Consider the following 20063-nt stretch of genomic DNA (forward strand, 5'->3'; position numbering starts at 1 on the left):
TTCATTACTTTAATAGGGGCAATATCCGGAGCAATTTTTGGTACAATCTCCTCTAGAAATTAAAGCAAAAATGAAATACTAACATAAAAGTGAATTTCTAATACAACGCTATACAAAAAAGTAGCCTATAAAATTTTATAGGCTACTTTTCATTTCATCATTATTACTTAGCTAATTCTTTCGTACCCTTCATTACATCAACAAAGAATCCCCAGTTATTCACAACAGAAGAAATACTAATATGTTCATCTGGAGTATGGACATTGAATATATCTGGACCGAATGAAATTGCATCTAATTCAGGCATCTTTTGAACGAATACACTGCATTCAATCCCTGCATGTACAGCGAAGATTTCAACATCTTTATTGTATTTTTCTTGATGCACTTTTTCAAACAAATTACGAATTTGTGAATTCGGATTGTATGGCCATTCTGGATACTCTGACTCGATTTCAAATGTTGCACCAACTAAATCGGCGATACATTTAATCTCATCTGCAACATGTTGTTTTAAACTACTTACAGAACTTCTCACTTCGTTACGTAATTTAATTTCATCTTGCAACGTTTCAATAACACCTAAATTTGTTGAACTTTCTACAAGACCTTTAATATCCATGCTCATACTTTGAATGCCGTTTGGAATTAAGAATAATGATGAAATAAGTTGTTTTTGCGTCTCTTTAGCAAATACTTTTTCTACTTTCTCATCCAATTTTGTAAGTGTAACATGAACATCTGGATCAACAGCACGCATTTCTTCTTGTAATACTCGTGTCCATGACTCTAGCTTTTCTTCTACCTTCTCTACATCTTCTTGACGTAATAAAATTGTAGCTACACTTTCACGCGGAATTGCATTTGTTTTTAACCCGCCGTGAACTTCACTTATATCAAATTGAATATTTGCTGATAAATCGCGTAATACTCGTCCTAATACTTTGTTTGCATTACCACGTTGTTTATCAATTTCCATACCAGAGTGTCCGCCTTTTAAACCACCAACATATAGACGATATGCATCCGTATTCGCTGACGCTTCATCCCAAATTACTGGAATTGTTTCAACAGCTTTCGCACCACCTGCGCTACTTACAAGTAATTTATGATCTTCTTCAGAATCAATATTTATAAAAATCTTTCCTTCAAAATGATTTGAATCAACAGCAAAAGCCCCGCCCATTGTTGTTTCTTCTTCAGTAGTAATAACTACTTCAAGTGCTGGATGCGGAATGTCTTTCGAATCTAATAAAGCCATCGCATACGCCACCGCAATGCCATTATCAGCGCCTAAAGTTGTTTGATTTGCATATAACATGTCCCCAATGATTCGCAATTCAATTGGATCTTTTTCAAAATCATGTACGGTTGCTTGATTTTTTTCACATACCATATCCATATGGCCTTGAATGATAATAGCTGGTACATTTTCATAACCAGCAGTTGCTTCTTTTTTAATAATGACATTCATTGCTTCATCTTGAATTACTTCTAAATTACGCTCTTTTGCAAAACCAACTAAATAATCACTAATTTCCTTTTCATTACCCGATCCTCTAGGAATCTTTGAAATTTCTGCAAAATGATAAAATACAGGGTGCTTTGTTAATTGTTCTAAAGTAGAATACATTTTTAAGCTCCTCTCAAAATGACAAAATAATATGTAGGTCTTTTATCATTATACCATGATTCGTTATTTTACTTTTCTTTTAACTTTTTAATATATTATTCATTTTATGTACAACACTCTTACAACATTGTAAGGATGTTGTAATCTATATCGATTTTTCTCACTTCATAATAGCCGTATACTGTGTAAAGAACGAAATTGAAGGAGATAAAGAAAATGAAAAAGTTTTTAACAATTATTACACTATGTTTATTATTTTCTAGTTTTACTATTGGCTGTGAGAGAGCATCACTAAATCGAATTGGTAAAGATGTATATTACGTACAGATACAAGGCGAAGGAACTATCGAAAAAGTTGAAGGTAAAAACTTAAGAAACTACACACTGCCTGCTTATGACGAAGACGGAGTAAAAAAACAAATTACATTTAGAAGTAAGAAAGCATCAAACGAACATAAATTAAATGAAAATGCATTTTTATGTCTTTATGTAGATCAAGATGATAAGAGCAAAAATGAAATATCATCAATTGAAGTAAAATCCTATGAAGAGATTCAGAAAGCAGATTTACCTGAAAAAATAAAAGAAAAGTTTAATATTAAATAAAAAACAAAAGAAAATGCACTATGCATTTTCTTTTGTTTTTTTCACTCGTATATATTTTGAACTGCTATTATTCATCAGTTTCTCTAAGCGATTTATATTTTCCGTTAACGCACCTTTCACAAGAGAGAAATCTGTATTTGGTTCTTCTTTTTTTTCTTTGAAAAATGAAGACTTTTGTACATTTACTTCAGCCATCTCTTCTCCCCCTTTTCAAAAAGATACATCCTTCTATTTATATTATATCGCAATTGTAGACAGCGTGTACACGTATCATTTTCTTTTTAATTCTTCTTCTAATTCTTCTACTTGCTGTAATGTATCTCCTTTTATTAATGAAAAATCTGTTGTATCTTCAACTCCTACCTGGCATTCTCTCTTTTTTATTTTTGTTAATTATCATAAAATTACCAATATTAATCTACTATTTAATAATAATATTTGATATTATAAAAAAGTAGATTTTATTGGAATTATAATCTAATATATTTTTGGTTAAAATAATTTTTCACACATAATAGATTAAAAAACAACACAGTCTATTTACAATGCGTTTGGATATAACAGAAAAAAATGAGATTGTTTCTGACAATGGATTCTTTGTTATTAAATCACCAAACATCCAATGGCTATTAACTCGAAATATAATAAATGATTCCTTTGATATAACCTATTTAACCAAAAATCTTTTCGAAAATGAAATAGCAAAGCTAATAAAACATTAATCCTTTAAGACGGGAGTATATTTATATTGAATAAACAACAGCATTCTAGCAAAAAAAAGGAAGGTTTTTTCGAAAATAGGATATTACCTATCATCACTGTTCTTTCAGGTGTCATTCTACTAGTGTACAAAGGGTTAGAATTTATTTCAAAGTATGTATTAATTTTAATCTTATTTACACTAATTATTGCTTCGTTATACTTATTGTTTATGAAAGAAATAGTTGGTGCTGTTATTGGATTCCTTTTTGCGGCCCTTGGGTATTATATGTATAAAATCATTTTTAAACAAAAAAGAAATAGCAGATAAGCAAATCATAAAGAGTGTATATAAAAGAGAATGCTTTTACGCATTCTCTTTTATATACTTATATGGAATTGCCTCTACAAATTTTTCTAATCGATCTACATTTTGAGTCAATGCACCTTTCACAAGAGAGAAATCTGTATTTGGTTCTTCTTTTTTTTCTTTAAAAAATGAAGACTTTTGTACATTTACTTCAGCCATCTCTTCTCCCCCTTTTCAAAAAGATACATCCTTCTATTTATATTATATCGCAATTGTAGACAGCGTGTACACGTATCATTTTCTTTTTAATTCTTCTTCTAACTCTTCTACTTGCTGTAATGTATCTCCTTTTATTAACGAGAAATCTGTTGTATCTTCATTATCTTCTTTAAAAAAATCATTGTCATAATCTTTTATCATTACAATCACCTCTACGTGCTAGTGTAGGGATGATTGTCCGATTTTATACAAGTATATCTAAATTTACTTTACCATTATATATAAGTGAAAAGGACAGAAAAAAATCCTGTCCTTATTTACTAAAATAACTATGATGTATTGTTAAATTATATACATTTTCAAAATCTCGATCTTGCAGGTTATTTTTCTTCCCATCAATAACAATGAAAACATCACTCACTATTTTTGCTGGTATAATTCCGACATTTTCTACTTGCACCGCTTTCTGCTCATTCAATTGCTCAATATGTTCAAACGGAACGATGATACTAAATTGTGAGCGGATACCGCGAAAGTTTGTATTTAATTCCTTTGCCGCTTCAAATACAACAATTTTTGCCCCAATCTTTTCACCATACGAATCTAAAAATGCGTTTAAGTTTTTTGTATATTCTTCTTCCGTATGCCATTCCATCGTACCGAATACTGCCGGATTGACATTTTGAATAATTGTTGTGTATATTTCTCCTCTTGCTTTAGAAGCAATTAATGACCGTTTTATCGATTGAACAGTCTTGCCGATATCGCTAAATTTCGCTCCCCATATTTCTGAAATATTAGGGGTTAAAATAAATGCAATATCAACGAAAATAACCATTGCAGTGAACATTAAAAGATTTTTCCAGAGGGTTAAATCAATTCCTTTTATCATGAAATACACGGTGACTGATACTATAAACAACCCATACCAAGTCTTTCTAATACGTTGCTTCTTCTCTTCGTACAACTCTTCATTTCTCCAGTAAAAGAAAACAAGAACTAGAAAAACGATTGCTAAAATAAATAAACCGATTCGAATGTTAGAGATCACCAATGACATCACCCTCCATTCAAAAACTACTCACGATATCATTACATGCACAAGCAGCTCTCTTTATGACAAAAGACGTGGACAAGCTTCTAAAATTAGCAATATCGCATATACATTAGAAGGTACCACGTCTTTTATCCTGAATCTACATTGTATATGTAGACAAGCACGCGTTTCAAATTTTCATGTTAAAAAGAAATATGTTTCGGAATTTCCCCTTCTGGTACTTCTCCGTCCATACTTAAGTAATAATGACGAATTGGTCGTAAATTATCGTCTAATTCATACACGAGTGGTATACTCGTTGGAATATTTAATGAAACAACACCATCACTTGAAAGATTGTCTAAATATTTTACTAGCGAGCGAATTGTATTACCATGTGATGAAATGATTACTTTGTTACCATTCTTTAATTTCGGCGCAATTTCTGAATGCCAATAATTAAGTACTCTTTTCTCCGTATCCACTAAACATTCTGTCAATGGAAATTCACCTTTTTTCAGTGTTTTATATCTTGGATCATTCATTCCATACCTAGGATCATCTTCAGTAAGAGCAGGTGGTCTTACATCAATACTTCTTCTCCAAATATGAACTTGCTCCTCACCATATTTTTTCGCCGTTTCATCTTTATTCAATCCTTGCAATGCACCGTAATGTCTTTCATTTAGTTTCCAACATTTATGTACTGGGACCCATGCAAGGTCCATCTCATGAAGTACAATCCATAACGTCCGAATTGCTCGTTTTAATACAGATGTATAAGCAACATCAAAAGTATATCCATTTTTCTTTAATATTGCTCCTGCTTCTCTCGCTTCACTTAATCCATTCTCTGATAAATCTACATCAGTCCAACCAGTAAAACGATTTTCAAGATTCCATAAACTTTGTCCGTGACGAATAAGTACAAGTTTTATCATGATAACCCCTCTCGGAAATGTGAATATGATTGTTCCATTGCGTACACGTGTCAACTACCCCATTGTTTCAGTGGGGCTTGAGTTAGAACGCTAGGTCTTTTCGTCTATCACTAGACAGGTTGACGCTCTAGCATTCATGCCACCATACGATAACACCTCAAGTAAGTATTTGGTTGGTACTGGCAACGAACGATTGTTTTCCCACTTGCACCACCCTTTCGAAAAAGAGCAATTCTTCCTTATGAAAGAAGCCACCACTCAGATGACTCCGGCGTGTGCTACAAGCCCCGACAAATCGAGTACACATGGATGGTTGACACACCCACTAAGCTATGCACGAAGCAACAGCCTTACGTTTTTGCACTTCTAATAGAATCGGCGTTTTCACTTTGAGATTGCCATCCAATTGTACAACTCTTGATTTTTGCAATGTATTCAGCACACCATTAATGTCAGTATGGATACATGTTCCTGCTTTACTTCGGTACAATCTAAATGTAGGAGATTTTTTTATTTCTTACATTTTTAGGCATACGTATTTTAATGGAATGGATAAAATCTGTTCTTTTTCAAACTATAAAACAGATATATTTCTTATCATTTTTGATCGATTGCAACTTCCCGTTTTGATATCCAAGCATCAAAACCTGATCGGCTATTTGCCATTTCATTCATAACTTGATGCCAATTTTCTTCACACGATTCACCAAATTTTGAAAAAATAGTACCCATTTGTTGTCTTTGTACATCGCTCAATTTTTTCTCTAATTCGGTACCTTTTTCTGTTAATGATAACTGTTTCACACGACGGTCATGTGTAGCTTCATTACTCTCAATTAAACCCTTTTCCACAAGTTGTCGTAATGGTCCGTGGAGAGCTTGTTTACTTATTTCTAACAGTGATAATAACTCATTTACGCTTATACCTGGAAAGCGTGCGATAAAAAATAAAATTCGGTGATGTACTCGTTGTATGCCATACTCTTTTATAATTTCATCTGGCTTTTCAGTAAATGTTTTATATGCAAAGTAAAATAATGCTAATGCTTCATTCATCTGTTCTTCTTTATGTTGTGTCATCTACTTTCCCCCTGTATATAAATTATACCACAATCCAGTAATCAATATTTTAATGAACGCATTTGAACTTCTTTCGTCTATTGAAATATTCATTGCACAATTAGGAGATGATTCATTTGAAAACGCAATATACTGTAAGTACATATTTATTAGACCGACTAATCGAATTAGGAATTGAGCATATTTTTGGTGTCCCTGGTGATTATAATTTGGCTTTTTTAGATGATGTAGTAGCACATGAAAAGTTAGAATGGGTTGGCAATTGTAATGAATTAAACGCGGCATATGCTGCTGATGGATATGCTCGTATAAAAGGAATCGCTGCTCTTATTACCACTTTCGGTGTTGGAGAATTAAGCGCCATTAACGGTGTTGCTGGCTCATACGCAGAAAATGTACCTGTTATAAAAATCACGGGGACACCACCAACAACAGTAATGGAGAATGGAGCACTCGTTCATCATACGTTAGGTGATGGAAAGTTCGATCACTTTTCCAATATGTATCGAGAAATTACTGTAGCGCAAACAAATTTAACCCCCGAACATGCTGCTGAGGAAATTGATCGTGTGTTACGTGCATGTTGGAATGAGAAACGCCCTGTTCATATTCAATTACCGATTGATGTGTATAATAAACCAATTAATAAACCTACGGAACCCATTTTACATAAACCAGTTGTAAGTAATAAAGATGCGCTGGATAAAATGCTTCTACATGCAACTTCAAAAATAAACAGTGCCAAAAAACCTGTTATTTTAGCTGATTTTGAAGTGGCTCGTTTTCATGCGGAAGAATATTTGCATCAATTCGTAGAAAAAACTGGGTTTCCTATCGCGACATTAAGTATGGGGAAAGGAATATTCCCTGAAAAACACCCCCAATCTATAGGAATTTATACTGGTGACGTTAGTCCTTCATACTTACGAAAAAGAATTGATGAATCTGACTGTATTATTAGTATTGGCGTGAAATTAACTGATACTATTACTGGTGGCTTTACACAAGGTTTTAAAAAAGAGCAAGTAATAGAAATCCATCCCTATACTGTGAAAATTATAGATAAAAAATACGGGCCAGTTGTAATGAAAGATGTTTTACAACAGTTAAGTAATGTAATTGAACATCGAAATGAGGAAACACTTGATATAAAGCCATTTATTTCAGAATCACTATCTATTACTGAAAAGTTTAATCCAAAGCCACAAATGGTTACACAAAAACGATTTTGGCAACAAATATACCATTTCTTACAAGAAAACGATGTTTTAATTGCAGAGCAAGGAACCCCTTTCTTCGGTAGTGCCACTATCCCTTTACCAAATAACACTACTTATGTCGCACAACCATTATGGGGATCAATTGGTTATACATTACCTGCTCTACTGGGCACACAGCTCGCTAATTTATCGCGGCGTAACATTTTAATTATTGGTGATGGTTCTTTCCAATTAACTGTTCAAGAGTTATCAACTATACTTCGGAAAAATTTAAAACCAATTATATTTTTAATTAATAACAATGGATACACTGTTGAACGTGCAATTCATGGTCAAAATGAACCGTATAATGACATACAAATGTGGGATTACACAAAACTAGCGAACGTATTCGGAACAGAAGAAAAAAGTCTAACATGGAAAGTGGAAAATGAAACAGAGTTAGCAGAAGTCTTAACGAATATAACTGTAAATAACAATCAACTTATCTTTATTGAAGTTGTAATGAGCCAAGGGGATCAGCCTGAACTGTTAGCTAATCTTGGGAAAAGATTCGGCATGCAAAATTCTTAATAAGGCAACGTGTAGCAAAAAATAATAACAGGTTCAGCTGAGAGTTGTAAAATTTGTTTATATACTCAAAATACACAAGAAAAAGGATGGCCAGTGCCATCCTTTTTGACATATATTGAACTTTCCCTATTTTGAAGACCATTCTTCAACTAATCCCGGTATAACAAGTAATAATTTTTAATCCATCTTTAACTTTATTGCTTTTGTAGCAATAAAAGTTTTAATATGTTTATCTAATATTCTAGTTCCACCAAAATCATCCTCGTAAAAACCACTTATAACTAAACCAGCTTCAATTTGACCTTGAATTTGGTCTTCAAGAGTATGTGCATATTCTATTGTTTGATTGGAATTTACATAATCTTGAACTTCATCCTCTGGTAAGTAGTCTAGTGTTGATGAAGGTATAGAATGTTTAACATCAAGTATACCCTTTTGCTCTTGATTGTCATCAAAAATCCATAGTAACGGATTTGTAAATCCTGAAATAAGAATTCCTCTATTCTTTAGTACCCTTGATATCTCATTCCATACAAGATTAACATCTTTTACAAACAAATTAGAAACGGGATTTACGACAATATCAAAATATTCATCTTCAAAATCACTAAGGTCTGACATATCTCCTTGAACTGTTTTTAAAGTTAACCCGTCCCGTTCTGCTACCTTTTTATCTTGTTCCAACTGCTTTCTTGATATATCAGTAACTGTTACATCTGCTCCAGCAGCAGCTAGAACAGGTGCTTGTTGCCCTCCACCTGACGCTAAGCAAAGTATCTTTAATCCATCTAATGATTTTGGAAACCACTCTCTAGGAACTGATTTTTCTGTGGTAACTGTGATTTCCCATTCACCTGATTTACTTCTTTCAATAACCTCGCGACTTACAGGTTGTGTATATCTAGAACCTTCTTCAACCTTTTTATCCCATGCATTACTGTTTTGTTGAGTTGTATCCATTATAACTATTCCCCTTAGCTATCTTGTTATATTTTAAATGTAAGGTCATTTACTATTTATGCTTTTCTTTTTCTATTAACCTAACCAATAATTAATACATATTTTTATATTAACAGATAAAAAGTAGTAAGAAAAATAAAATATTCTAAATAGAAAAAATACAAATTTATTTTAAAAAATAAAAAGGCATTCCAAACCTGTTGACGCTTGGAACACCTTTTTATTTGTTGTTTAAATTTTTAATCTCTTAACTACAACCATTAAACAAATCAATTACAATTTATTTATTCCGCAAGCGTTAACTGCCAAGACACACCATACTTATCATTTAACCAACCAAATTTTTTACTAAACGGATAAGCACCTAAAGGCATAAGTACTGCTCCATCCTCCGCTAATTTATTAAAAGCCGTTTCAATTTCTTCTTCCGTATCACAAGTTACATAAAGAGACATAGCTGGTGTAAATGTAAAATTATGATTTACATAACTATCTATGCACATGAATTCTTGCCCGTGTAACGTAAACGTTGCCTGAATTACAGTACCCTCTTTACCAGGTCCATTTTCATCGTAGCGAGAGATACTTACAATTTCTGATTGATCAAATAGTGATGTGTAAAAATTCATCGCTTCTTCAGCTTTGCCTTCAAACATTAAAAATGTAGTGATTTTTTGATTTGTAGTACTCATACAGAGACAACCCCTTGTTATGTATTTATACAAAATATACATCGGTCAGCAAAACCGAACGTATTTTCCCGTAAGTGTATTGTCTATAAAAACGATGAGTTTGTCAATTATCTACTTTCTTATTTCTTCTTAAATAATGCTGTCCAAAGAAATGATTCTCCAAACATAGTATTTGGTTGTTCAATTTGCTTCATTTTTCTAATTTCAATCACTTCAAATCCCTTAAATACCTCTCTTAATTTCTCTTCCGAATAAGCAAGACCACCTTGCAGACTCCATCCTCTATATACGTCCCAATCTGTTATTTCTGAGCCATTTCGCTCATCTAAATCGCCTGCCGCAAAACATGTTAATCCGAAATAACCACCTGATTTCAATGAGTTTTTAATTAAATCCACATAATTTATTCTTCTATGTGGTGGAATATGATGTAAACAACCCGAATCGTATACAAAATCAAATTCATTTTGAACCTCTAAATTAAAAATTGAATCACAAATAAATTCAATTTCTATCCCTTTTGCTAAAGCCCGCTCTTTCGCCCATTTAATGCCTTCTATAGATAAATCCACTGCCGTTACATCAAACCCTTCATTTGCTAGATAAATTGCGTTTCTACCCGGACCACATCCAAGTTCTAGTGCTTTTCCTTTTGAAACCAAATTTTTATTTATATACGAAACTAGGTTCTCATCTGGAACGTTTTCAAAAAACGGAACATCTTTTTCTCTATTCGCATAAAATTCATTCCAAAATGGTTCTGCTGGTCTTAATAATGAATCAAGCATTTTAATAATATCTTGTTGATTATGCAACGTTTCATTTTTCACTTGTATCCCTCCAAATTTAAATAGTCAGAAAATCATTATACATCTTTTAGAACTTTCAGACAAAAAGAAAAACTCCTACATTCAATAGGAGTTTTTCTTTTTAAAATCCAAGTATAGCTAACCATTTTAACAACTTCTCTTCTCGCGCTTTTAAATCATCGTTCCTAAGCTTACCTAACTGTATTTCACTCACAATTTCTCCGTCCGCCATAAAAAGCACTCTTTCTGTTTTCGCTGCTACCTTTACATCATGAGTCACTAACATAATAGTCGTTCCATCACGGTTAATATTTAATAAAATTTGCATTACCTCTTCTGTTGATTTTAAATTTAGAGCACCCGTTGGCTCATCAGCAAAAATAATATTTGGATTATTAATGAGCGCTCTACAAATAGAAACTCTTTGTAATTGCCCTCCAGATGCTTCGGTTATATAATGAGACGCTATATCACTTATCCCCATTTTCCCCATTAGCTCTAGAGCACGTTTATTTACTATTTTCTTACTCTCACACTTCGCTAAATATGCTGACAAAATGATATTATCAAATAGATTCAAGTTTCTAAGAAGGTTACTCTGCTGAAAAATAAATCCTATTTCAGTAAGACGCAACTTGGCTAACGCTTCTTCTTTCATACAAGATATTTCTTTACCACCAATTTTCACACTTCCTGATGACATTTGATCCATTCCACTAATATTATATAGTAACGTCGATTTCCCAGAACCAGAAGGCCCCATAACCGATACAAATTCTCCCTCATAAACCTCTAAATCTATATTTTTTAGCACGTGATAATTTGCATTTCCATCTATTGAATATGTTTTGTTTACTTGCTTTACTTCTAAAATTTTTTTCAAGTTTTACACCCCTACTCCCCATTTGGCTTTACATCGTTTGTTTGCTTTATAGTAAAACTACTGAAAAGTGTTGTTGCAGTCACAGATATAAATAATATAGCTGGGCATATTATATAAGAAACGATAGGATTTACGACAAACTTTATATGAGCTGCTCCCATAAATGAGCCTAACCAACTTACTAACATTTCACCAAACGTAGCAGCTATACATGTCCCTGTCACAATGCCTAATAATACGATCACAATAGAACGAGTTATATACTGTATACGAATATCTTTATAAGAAAAACCGATATTTTTCATAATTAAAATTTGCGAAGAATCTTTTGCTAATAACATTTTAAAAAACATCGCAGTAATTAAAACTGATATCAATATCGCAATCAAAATAGCCACCTGAGTCACGAGTCTTAATTGTTTAATTGTCTCTCCTAAAGTTTGCGTTAAATAATCATCCGTATCTGTTATTTTTGCAGAACTAAAATTTTGTTTATACTCCTTCACTTTTTCTTGCAAATCAACATTAGACTTTAAATCTACATTTACTACATACCATAATATGTTTTCGTTATTATAAGAAAAGTTCGCTTTAGCTGTTTTCCCGCCATTTGTTACATCTTGATACATACCACTAATCGTAAGTGTTTTCTCTTTGCCATCAACAAATAAAACGATAGAATCCCCTACATTCTTTTTTAATTCATTTGCGTTCATATAAGAAAGAGCAATTTCATTTTCAGTTTTTGGTGCCCTACCTTGCATATGGTCTAATGGAAATGTAGTGAAGTCTCCCACTTCTACATGTAAGTTTTCATGTGTACCATCAGCGCTTACCATTTTAAATGTACTCGTTACAAATGTTGCATATTTTTCTACTTCATCATCATTTCGTAAATATGATATAACATCCTTAAATCGTTTCTCTATATTTTCAGTTTGCTGTAAATCTATTCGAATATCACTTTTTCCTGTTCCCATATAATTAACAAACTTCGGTGACTGAATCGTATACAAAAAGTTAACAGGTACAACAATCATAAACACAGCTATTATTAATACGATACTTAATACGCGATATAACTTAAATCTTTTTATAACATCTTGTATACCAATAAATATATTTACATTTTTAAATTTAGATCGATTGAGTGAAAAAGAGTTTCTAATCTTTCTTTTCCCTATTTTATCTCTTGATTGTAAAGCATCTATTGCTGTAATCCCCCTAAATTTCCGTAAAATGATACGACAGAACAAGATAACGACTAAAAATAATAGTGTTGTAATTATGAATAGCACAACATTGTGTAAAATACTTTTATCTGCCGCCCCCATATAAAGAGTGATATTCGAAGTGAATATCTTTGTAACAAATAGTGAAAGTATATATCCACATATACACCCACCAGCTGAAATAACAACATATTTTGTTACATATAGTTTTTGAATATCTTTACTTGTAATGCCGATAGCTTTCATAACACCAATTTCCCGGTAATCTTCTTCCATCGAAGTAATGATCGTAAATCTAATACATAGCATTGCAATTAACATTAATAATGCGCTTATTATGATAAGTACCGCAGCTATTATTCCATCTGTTAATGAATTGAGTGTTTTAAATAGGGAATACGTAATAGAGGGACCCTTTTGAGGTAAGTTCGATGACTCGTATAGATTTTCAAATTCATTTATTTTATTTACATCAGTTAGCTGGAATTCAATAAGATATTCGCTTTCTCCAAAATTCCTTTTTATTCTTTCGAAATCTTCATAGCTTATTACGAATCGTTTTGAACTAACAATTGATGGATTCATTTGAACATCACGAACAAATGCTGAAATAGTAAATTCTAGTTCATTTTTATTTTTATCAACCCATATTTTATCTCCAATACGCAAATTATATTTTTGCATATAATAAATGGGTACACCTATTTCCCCTTTCCTAATATCAACCACTTCATTATTTAAATTTAATAAAAAATCAAACTTACTATTTTGTTTAACGAAGCTTATGTCCATTACACTATTATGTTCCGCTTCATTTTTCTTCTTTATAAAAATGTTAGATCCGTTTATTTGGACCATCTCAGCCGTTTGTTGTTTTTTTACAAACGGAGTTTTTTCTACAAAAGAATCAATTGATTTTTGATTTACTTCTCCGGCATGCATTTGTACGAAATGCGGTGCGTTTGATACTTTAACCAATTGCTCCATTGAGTTCAATAGATTTATAACATTACTTGAAGCACTAGCCATTAAAAGACTTGATAACATGATAAACATAAATAAAATGGTAATTATCATTTTATTTTGAGAGAAATCACTTTTTAACATTCTCCTAATCATATTAAGCTAGTTCCCTTCATTCGATAGTATTTTCTTCGTCACAACCGCTATTAATAACATTATGAAACTAATAACTAATATAGGTAAATAAATTTTCATACTGAATTCTTCAAACATAAAACCATAAACGACTTGCCCAATCGGTGCCATACATTGGGATACCGCTGTTATAATTGCCATTACTTTTCCTAAGTTTTCATTTGGTGTTTTCTTTTGAACTACAGTAATCACATAGATGGATACAATTGTCATGATCATTGCAATTAGAATTGAAGAAAGTATAAAGAGAATAAATGGTGGATAGTATCCTAAATTAAGAATAAATGGTGTAACTGATAGTGCCATTGGTATTACTAATAAAGCTATTAAAATCATCCAATAATACAATGTTTTCATCTGTAGCTTTTTCGCAAAAAAACCTATTGATAATGCACCTATTATAGTAGCAAAATCGATCAATCCCATTCCAATTCCATATAACGTGTGGCTACTTTCCATTGTTACTCGTATAATAATTGGAGCACCAACAACAAATAGCGGCGTCAGTATTAAATTTAGTAATGCGGCTAGAAGCATAGATTTCAAAATAAATGGCTGTTTTAAAACGTATATAAACCCTTCTTTCATATCCTTTACAATTGTCGGTATGATATGACTTTCTTGCACTCTCTTTATAAAAGGTATTGTAATAAACATTTCTAAAATCGCAGACAAAAAGAAAGCAAGACAGCTTATTATGACAAGCATTTTCAAACCAATTATGCCGTATAATATTCCTCCTAATACAGGAGCAACTATATTAGATAATGCTTGCACACCATTTACGATACCGTTCGCTTGTTCTAACTTTTTCTCTGGAACTAATTGCGGAATACTCGCCATTACTACCGGTGCGTACATTGCACTAATGATCGCTAGTAAAAACATAATTGTTCCAATCGATAGAATAGATACAGATCCAGTAAATAACAAAACTATAAAGCTTAATACAATCGCAGCGTTTATAAAATCAAATATAACCATTACATTACGGCGATTGAAACGATCTGCTATCGCACCGCCAAGAGGAGCTAGCAAAAACGGAATACTCGTTACCGCATATAATCCTGCGAATATATCAGCACGCCCTGTTATATCTAGCACATATAATGACAGAGCAAAACGTAAAAGTGTTGAACCTAAAATAGTAATAATTTGCCCACTCACCATTAAATAAAAATCTTTCATCGAAGGTTTTATACTAATAGACATCATAATCACACCCTCCCTTTAATTTAGACCGACTGTCGGTCTATAATAAACAAACAGAAAAGCATTATTTCTGCTTCATTAAAACCTCCATCATATAATCAAAGGATCCTTCTTTCGCTCCAACAGATACTTCCATCATCTTAATATAAGCTTTCGCTCTTCTCATCATTTCTTCCGGCTTCCATTGGAATAAACCTTCATCAAATATGACTTGCGCTGAGGATAGTAATAATTCAATCGTTTCTTGTGGGTATGGTGTAGAAAATACACCTTCATCGATTCCTTGTTCTAAAATCTCTGCTAAAACAGGAGATAAATGAATAATGGATTGCACTATACTTTTTTGATGCATTTCCGCATTATTTGGTTGATGAAATTGCTCAATCATTTTATCTTTTACATCCCCTGATTTTGGCGATTGCTCCATTAAAACTCGAAATAACTTTTCTAACACTGGGATATTTGGATTAGAGACGATTACTTTTGCTTTGGCAACATCTTCTTTAATAATCCTCATAATAATTTCATCCATTACTTCCTCTTTCGACTTAAAATAGTGATAAAACGTCCCTTTTGCTATCCCTATCTCTTTTAAAATGTCATTTACTGTTGTTTTCGTATAACCTTTCGTAACAAATAAACGTTCAGCCGTTTCTAAAATTTCCTTTCTACGCTCCTCATACTCCTTTACAATGCGCATTCAAGTGCCCCTTCCAATCAGACCGACTGTCGGTCTATTTAAATTATATGTTAAGTTAGTAAAAAGTTTCCTACTATCGTACATATACAACAAACTACTTTATATTTCCTTTATGTATTTTAAATTTTTTAATACGGTGAATGAAATTTTAAAGGTTATTTCTATGCAATCACTCTTGTGCTTATATCGACTTCGTTGCATAAAAACCAAAAATAGCCGCAACGCTTTGCGACTATTTTTGAATACTAACTATTTAACGGCCACGTCTTTGCTGACCTGGTTTTGCACTACTTTTCTTATTACTTGACTTATTAAATGATCGGTTATTATCGTTTCTTGAACTATTTCTTGAATTGTTTCTTGGGCCACCTTTTGAACCACTTCTTGAACCTTCACGGCTATCTCTTTGACGATATTGATCTGATTTCTTTGGAGCCGGCTTTGGTACCGGTTTTCCATTTTCATCAACATGTTTTATCTTCGGTTGTTCGATTATTTCTCTTTGCAGTGGTGCACCAAGCGTTTTTTCAATTGCTTCTAAATGTTTTTCATCTTTCGCTGCAACGAACGTAATTGCAAGACCTGATCCACCTGCACGTCCTGTTCGACCAATGCGGTGAATATAGCTTTCTACATCTTCAGGGATATCATAGTTAAATACGTGCGTTACACCATCTACATCAAGTCCACGAGCTGCTACATCCGTTGCGATTAAGTACTGAATTTTCGCTTCGCGGAAACTCTTCATAACTCTTTCACGTTTCGCTTGAGGGATATCACCATGAAGTTCAGCACAATTATAACCTAGTCCTTTTAAATTATCATATAACTTACTTGCTCTAACCTTTGTACGACAGAAAATAACTGCTAAAAATGGCTGATCACGATCCATAACAAAACGAAGTGCATCCGGCTTTGCACGATCTGTCGTCTCAATGACACGCTGCTCAATTGTATTTACCGTCACTTCTTCACTTTGTATTTGAATCATTTGCGGCTCATCCATATAACGTTTCGCCAATTTTTTAATATCTTTTGGCATCGTTGCTGAGAATAACATCGTTTGTTTACTACCGGGTGTCTCATCTAAAATATCTTCAATATCGTATAAGAAACCGAAATAAAGCATTTGATCCGCTTCATCTAGTACAATCGTTGAAAGATTACTTAAATCAATTGTTTCACGACGTATATGATCTAATAATCGTCCTGGTGTCGCTACAACAATATGTGTATTACCTTTTAACTTTCTCAATTGTTGTGCTACATCTTGACCACCATAAATCGCTAGTACATTAATATCTTCTCTTTGAACAAGCATTTTTTTAATTTCAGTCGTAATTTGCAGTGCTAGTTCCCTTGTTGGCGCAACAATTAAAGCCTGAACATCACTACACTCTGGATTAATTTTTTCTAAAATCGGTAACACAAATGCTAATGTTTTACCCGTACCTGTTTTTGCCTGCCCAATAATATCTTTACCAGACATAATAACAGGAATTGCCTTCTCCTGAATCGGTGTTGCTTCTGTAATTCCATTTTCACGTAATGTATGATTAAACGTTTCACTAATTCCTAATTCTAAAAAGTTTTTCAAATAGACCACTTCTTTTCCTTATTTTTCACATTAGCTTTCATTGTACCATTTGTTTCGCCAAATATGAAAAATAAAAAAATTCTTATCTTCTTTTTTTATATTCATCGTGTACTAGGTGGACAAATTCTTTTTGTTTTTTCTTGGAATTAATTAATGCCTCCATATTAGTAGTAGACAAAATAAACTTCTTAATTTTTCTATTACTCCAAATTAGTCTTGTATACTTTATATCTTCGTGTAGATTTCGAAACCACTCAAATTCGCTTAATTTGGCAATATGATGTTTTAATTTCATGTCATTTCGAGGATAAAATAAAATGATATCTATTATTACATCAAGCAATAAACTCATCTTCTCCCCTCCTATGCATATATATTTCAATGTTATGGAAATATAGTTACAGGGTGATGAAATTGACCACTACATGCATAAAGATATTTTGCGTATTTTTCTTACTATATTTTCAATCGGCCTCAATTATTATGGCGAAATCCCAAACAGATATAATAAATGAATTCAAACATGCTTTACTTAAAAATGATAAAAAATTAATGCAGTCATATGTAACTGAAGGGATTGAACTACCTACTTTCCAAACAAATAAACCTATTCATGAAATTAAAATCGTACCATCTCCAAAAGAAGATACCACAATTCTTATTTCTTATTCCAAAGAAACAGATGATGAATTTATTATCGGTTGCATTTTAGAAATAGTAACAAAGAATAATAAAATATCTCGAATTAATCAAATTTATGATGGAACAAATCCATTTATGAAAGAAGCTACTATCGTAAAGCAATATGAAATGAAGTGTAAGGAGCATATACTTACTCCTACAAAATTCCCGTTCGAAATTCACGCATTTCAAGGGTACATCTATAACGATTACTTAAACCTCCAATACTACAATGAAGATATTAATGGGATTTTTAAAATCACTGTTTCACCAGTTCAAAACAAATTAGGCTTCTATCTACTTAGGGGAGCTAAGTTCTACACCTTAAAAAATAATATAAAAGCATTATATAATCCTCATTTTGATTCAGCATATGAACTTATCTTTCAGAAGAATGGTTTTCAATATATAATTGCAATTGGTAACAAGCGCTATATAAAAGGAAAATATAACGTAAAGGATTTAATTCAAATTGCAGAATCTATGAATTAAAAAAATGATCTTTTCGAAATGGAAAAGATCTTTTTTTTATTTTATACAGTAAGCTTTCCTCCATGATAGCAATAATACTGTGCTGCTTTAAGTTTTTTAATTCTCTTTAAAGATTCTTCCGCTTTTTCTATATCTAAGCAAAAACCTGGATTAGCTATTACTAACTCACCATTCTCTTTAACAGTCGCATCTCCCGTAATTACACAATCTAAATTCGGAAAATATAATGAAATATGTCCCGAAGTATGTCCTGATGTCGCTACTATTTGACATTCATTATTCAAAATCATTTGACCATCACATACTTTTTCATCGACGGAAACATGTCTTATATTTTTTAATTGTTGTATAAACCACTCACCAAATTCTTTCTCTTCAATTGGCATACGTTGTAACATTTCTTCAGCTTGAACTAGTCTCTCCGATTTTATTTCACCACTAATGTAGTGGGATTCAATTTCACTAGCAATAATATTAACGTGAGGATATTTCACTTTGAAATCATATAGAGATCCTATATGATCGTCATCATAATGAGTAATAATTATATTTTTTAAGTTTTTCATCTCATATTCATGTTTTAAAATTGCATTTTCAATTAAAGGTAAAAAACTTGGATATCCTGTATCGACTAATGTTAATTCATTATGTAATATAATTAAACTTGGATAAATACATTGTTTTTGTCCATTAAATTCGAATTCAATTGGTAGTTCTATTATTTTCATTTTTCCTCCCCCATACCCATTATTTAATGTTTAATAATTAATAAATCATCCACATACATTTTACTGTACATACTTATGTAACAAAACACTGTGAGTCGTTACATAACCAACATTCTATTATTTTGAACAGGTAATTCCTTATTTTTATGGAAATATACATTAAGAAAAGCTATAAAATTGATTAATCTCTCTCTTCTTTGTCTATCCTTTTAAAAAATCTATTTTTTGTAAAAGGAGTGTTTATATGGAGAAACAAACACTTTGGAAAAAATTCAAAAAAAGCTCAGCAAATCTTGGGAAATCAAGCGTTTATGAAAGTATTATTTTATACTACACAATGAGAAAAAAAGAGCTACCTACTAAAGCGAAATTCATAATATTAGCCGCTTTATCCTATTACGTGCTAACAATCGACTTCATTCCAGATATAGCTGCTATTATTGGGATTGGATTATTAGATGATGTTTTAGCAATTGCTATTGCGCATAAATTTGTAATGCGCCATGCAGACGCTGAAATTCGAGAAAAGAGTAAAATAAAAATGGAGTCATTATTTACTTCAGCTCAGGCGTGACTTAAAGTAGTTAGTCATTTACCCTAAC

At 32.2% G+C, this 20063-nt stretch carries 22 protein-coding genes and 1 pseudogene; 5 read left to right on the forward strand and 18 right to left on the reverse strand.

The window, feature by feature from the left end:
• Positions 1 to 163: 163 nt before the first annotated feature.
• Positions 164 to 1633: a beta-Ala-His dipeptidase gene (pepD, locus tag ACTFRS_RS06230; RefSeq protein ID WP_000287562.1), complete on the reverse strand. Its 1470-nt coding sequence runs from the start codon at positions 1631 to 1633 to the stop codon at positions 164 to 166.
• 216 nt (positions 1634 to 1849) lie between these two features.
• Here pepD and ACTFRS_RS06235 point away from each other — a divergent pair, with 216 nt between their 5' ends.
• Positions 1850 to 2239 (forward strand): YxeA family protein, encoded by a 390-nt coding sequence (locus ACTFRS_RS06235; RefSeq protein ID WP_098229068.1) that lies wholly within the window; start codon positions 1850 to 1852, stop codon positions 2237 to 2239.
• A gap of 18 nt (positions 2240 to 2257) precedes the next feature.
• Here the strand turns inward: ACTFRS_RS06235 and spoIISB are convergent, their stop codons facing one another.
• Positions 2258 to 2434, reverse strand: a complete 177-nt coding sequence (spoIISB, locus tag ACTFRS_RS06240) for a stage II sporulation protein SB (protein WP_000852620.1) — start codon at positions 2432 to 2434, stop codon at positions 2258 to 2260.
• A 553-nt stretch (positions 2435 to 2987) separates the two neighbouring features.
• Between spoIISB and ACTFRS_RS06245 the strand changes: the two genes are divergently transcribed.
• Entirely contained in the window at positions 2988 to 3269 is a 282-nt protein-coding gene (locus tag ACTFRS_RS06245) for a hypothetical protein (protein ID WP_070806031.1), read from the forward strand.
• A gap of 36 nt (positions 3270 to 3305) precedes the next feature.
• Here the strand turns inward: ACTFRS_RS06245 and ACTFRS_RS06250 are convergent, their stop codons facing one another.
• From ACTFRS_RS06250 to ACTFRS_RS06275, 6 genes and pseudogenes are all read right to left on the reverse strand, one after another.
• Positions 3306 to 3467 carry a hypothetical protein gene (locus ACTFRS_RS06250; RefSeq protein ID WP_000852626.1) on the reverse strand — a complete coding sequence of 54 codons (162 nt, stop codon included), beginning with the start codon at positions 3465 to 3467 and terminating at the stop codon, positions 3306 to 3308.
• A 75-nt stretch (positions 3468 to 3542) separates the two neighbouring features.
• A complete protein-coding gene (locus ACTFRS_RS06255) occupies positions 3543 to 3668 on the reverse strand; it encodes a hypothetical protein (protein ID WP_000588712.1) in 126 nt (41 codons plus the stop codon).
• A gap of 112 nt (positions 3669 to 3780) precedes the next feature.
• Positions 3781 to 4518, reverse strand: coding sequence for a type II toxin-antitoxin system SpoIISA family toxin (locus tag ACTFRS_RS06260; protein ID WP_139869190.1), 738 nt, complete (start codon positions 4516 to 4518; stop codon positions 3781 to 3783).
• Between the two features lie 188 nt (positions 4519 to 4706).
• Positions 4707 to 5444, reverse strand: coding sequence for a 2,3-diphosphoglycerate-dependent phosphoglycerate mutase (gene gpmA / locus ACTFRS_RS06265; RefSeq protein ID WP_098229069.1), 738 nt, complete (start codon positions 5442 to 5444; stop codon positions 4707 to 4709).
• A 325-nt stretch (positions 5445 to 5769) separates the two neighbouring features.
• Positions 5770 to 5952, reverse strand: a pseudogene (locus tag ACTFRS_RS06270) (RNA-guided endonuclease TnpB family protein); the annotation flags it as partial.
• A gap of 89 nt (positions 5953 to 6041) precedes the next feature.
• Complete coding sequence (locus ACTFRS_RS06275; protein ID WP_098229070.1) at positions 6042 to 6524, reverse strand: MarR family winged helix-turn-helix transcriptional regulator; 483 nt, start codon at positions 6522 to 6524, stop codon at positions 6042 to 6044.
• A gap of 107 nt (positions 6525 to 6631) precedes the next feature.
• Here ACTFRS_RS06275 and ACTFRS_RS06280 point away from each other — a divergent pair, with 107 nt between their 5' ends.
• Positions 6632 to 8317, forward strand: a complete 1686-nt coding sequence (locus ACTFRS_RS06280) for an alpha-keto acid decarboxylase family protein (protein WP_431084554.1) — start codon at positions 6632 to 6634, stop codon at positions 8315 to 8317.
• A 177-nt stretch (positions 8318 to 8494) separates the two neighbouring features.
• Here ACTFRS_RS06280 and ACTFRS_RS06285 read toward each other — a convergent pair whose 3' ends face one another.
• From ACTFRS_RS06285 to ACTFRS_RS06325, 9 genes are all read right to left on the reverse strand, one after another.
• Positions 8495 to 9277, reverse strand: coding sequence for a class I SAM-dependent methyltransferase (locus tag ACTFRS_RS06285; protein ID WP_000381776.1), 783 nt, complete (start codon positions 9275 to 9277; stop codon positions 8495 to 8497).
• Positions 9278 to 9561: 284 nt separating this feature from the next.
• The gene (locus ACTFRS_RS06290) at positions 9562 to 9969 is read right to left on the reverse strand and encodes a VOC family protein (RefSeq protein WP_139869162.1); all 408 of its coding nucleotides are present in this window, start codon (positions 9967 to 9969) and stop codon (positions 9562 to 9564) included.
• Between the two features lie 119 nt (positions 9970 to 10088).
• A complete protein-coding gene (locus tag ACTFRS_RS06295; protein ID WP_440023935.1) occupies positions 10089 to 10799 on the reverse strand; it encodes a class I SAM-dependent methyltransferase in 711 nt (236 codons plus the stop codon).
• A gap of 100 nt (positions 10800 to 10899) precedes the next feature.
• Positions 10900 to 11661: an ABC transporter ATP-binding protein gene (locus ACTFRS_RS06300; protein ID WP_139869164.1), complete on the reverse strand. Its 762-nt coding sequence runs from the start codon at positions 11659 to 11661 to the stop codon at positions 10900 to 10902.
• Between the two features lie 11 nt (positions 11662 to 11672).
• A complete protein-coding gene (locus ACTFRS_RS06305) occupies positions 11673 to 14012 on the reverse strand; it encodes an ABC transporter permease (RefSeq protein ID WP_440023933.1) in 2340 nt (779 codons plus the stop codon).
• Positions 14013 to 14018: 6 nt separating this feature from the next.
• Positions 14019 to 15266, reverse strand: coding sequence for an MFS transporter (locus ACTFRS_RS06310; RefSeq protein WP_116733357.1), 1248 nt, complete (start codon positions 15264 to 15266; stop codon positions 14019 to 14021).
• 61 nt (positions 15267 to 15327) lie between these two features.
• Positions 15328 to 15963, reverse strand: a complete 636-nt coding sequence (locus tag ACTFRS_RS06315) for a TetR/AcrR family transcriptional regulator (RefSeq protein ID WP_087996827.1) — start codon at positions 15961 to 15963, stop codon at positions 15328 to 15330.
• A 253-nt stretch (positions 15964 to 16216) separates the two neighbouring features.
• A complete protein-coding gene (locus ACTFRS_RS06320; protein WP_440023930.1) occupies positions 16217 to 17569 on the reverse strand; it encodes a DEAD/DEAH box helicase in 1353 nt (450 codons plus the stop codon).
• A gap of 73 nt (positions 17570 to 17642) precedes the next feature.
• On the reverse strand, positions 17643 to 17912 hold the full coding sequence (locus ACTFRS_RS06325; protein ID WP_431084550.1) for a hypothetical protein: 270 nt from the start codon (positions 17910 to 17912) through the stop codon (positions 17643 to 17645).
• 29 nt (positions 17913 to 17941) lie between these two features.
• On the opposite strand from ACTFRS_RS06325, the gene ACTFRS_RS06330 reads away from it, so the two are divergent.
• Positions 17942 to 18733 (forward strand): hypothetical protein, encoded by a 792-nt coding sequence (locus ACTFRS_RS06330; RefSeq protein ID WP_440023928.1) that lies wholly within the window; start codon positions 17942 to 17944, stop codon positions 18731 to 18733.
• 41 nt (positions 18734 to 18774) lie between these two features.
• Here ACTFRS_RS06330 and ACTFRS_RS06335 read toward each other — a convergent pair whose 3' ends face one another.
• A complete protein-coding gene (locus ACTFRS_RS06335) occupies positions 18775 to 19461 on the reverse strand; it encodes an MBL fold metallo-hydrolase (RefSeq protein WP_440023927.1) in 687 nt (228 codons plus the stop codon).
• Between the two features lie 244 nt (positions 19462 to 19705).
• Here ACTFRS_RS06335 and ACTFRS_RS06340 point away from each other — a divergent pair, with 244 nt between their 5' ends.
• Complete coding sequence (locus tag ACTFRS_RS06340) at positions 19706 to 20035, forward strand: YkvA family protein (protein ID WP_240586587.1); 330 nt, start codon at positions 19706 to 19708, stop codon at positions 20033 to 20035.
• Positions 20036 to 20063 lie beyond the last annotated feature (28 nt).

It is taken from the genome of Bacillus cereus group sp. MYBK139-1 (assembly GCF_051916915.1).
GTDB lineage: Bacteria > Bacillota > Bacilli > Bacillales > Bacillaceae_G > Bacillus_A > Bacillus_A pacificus.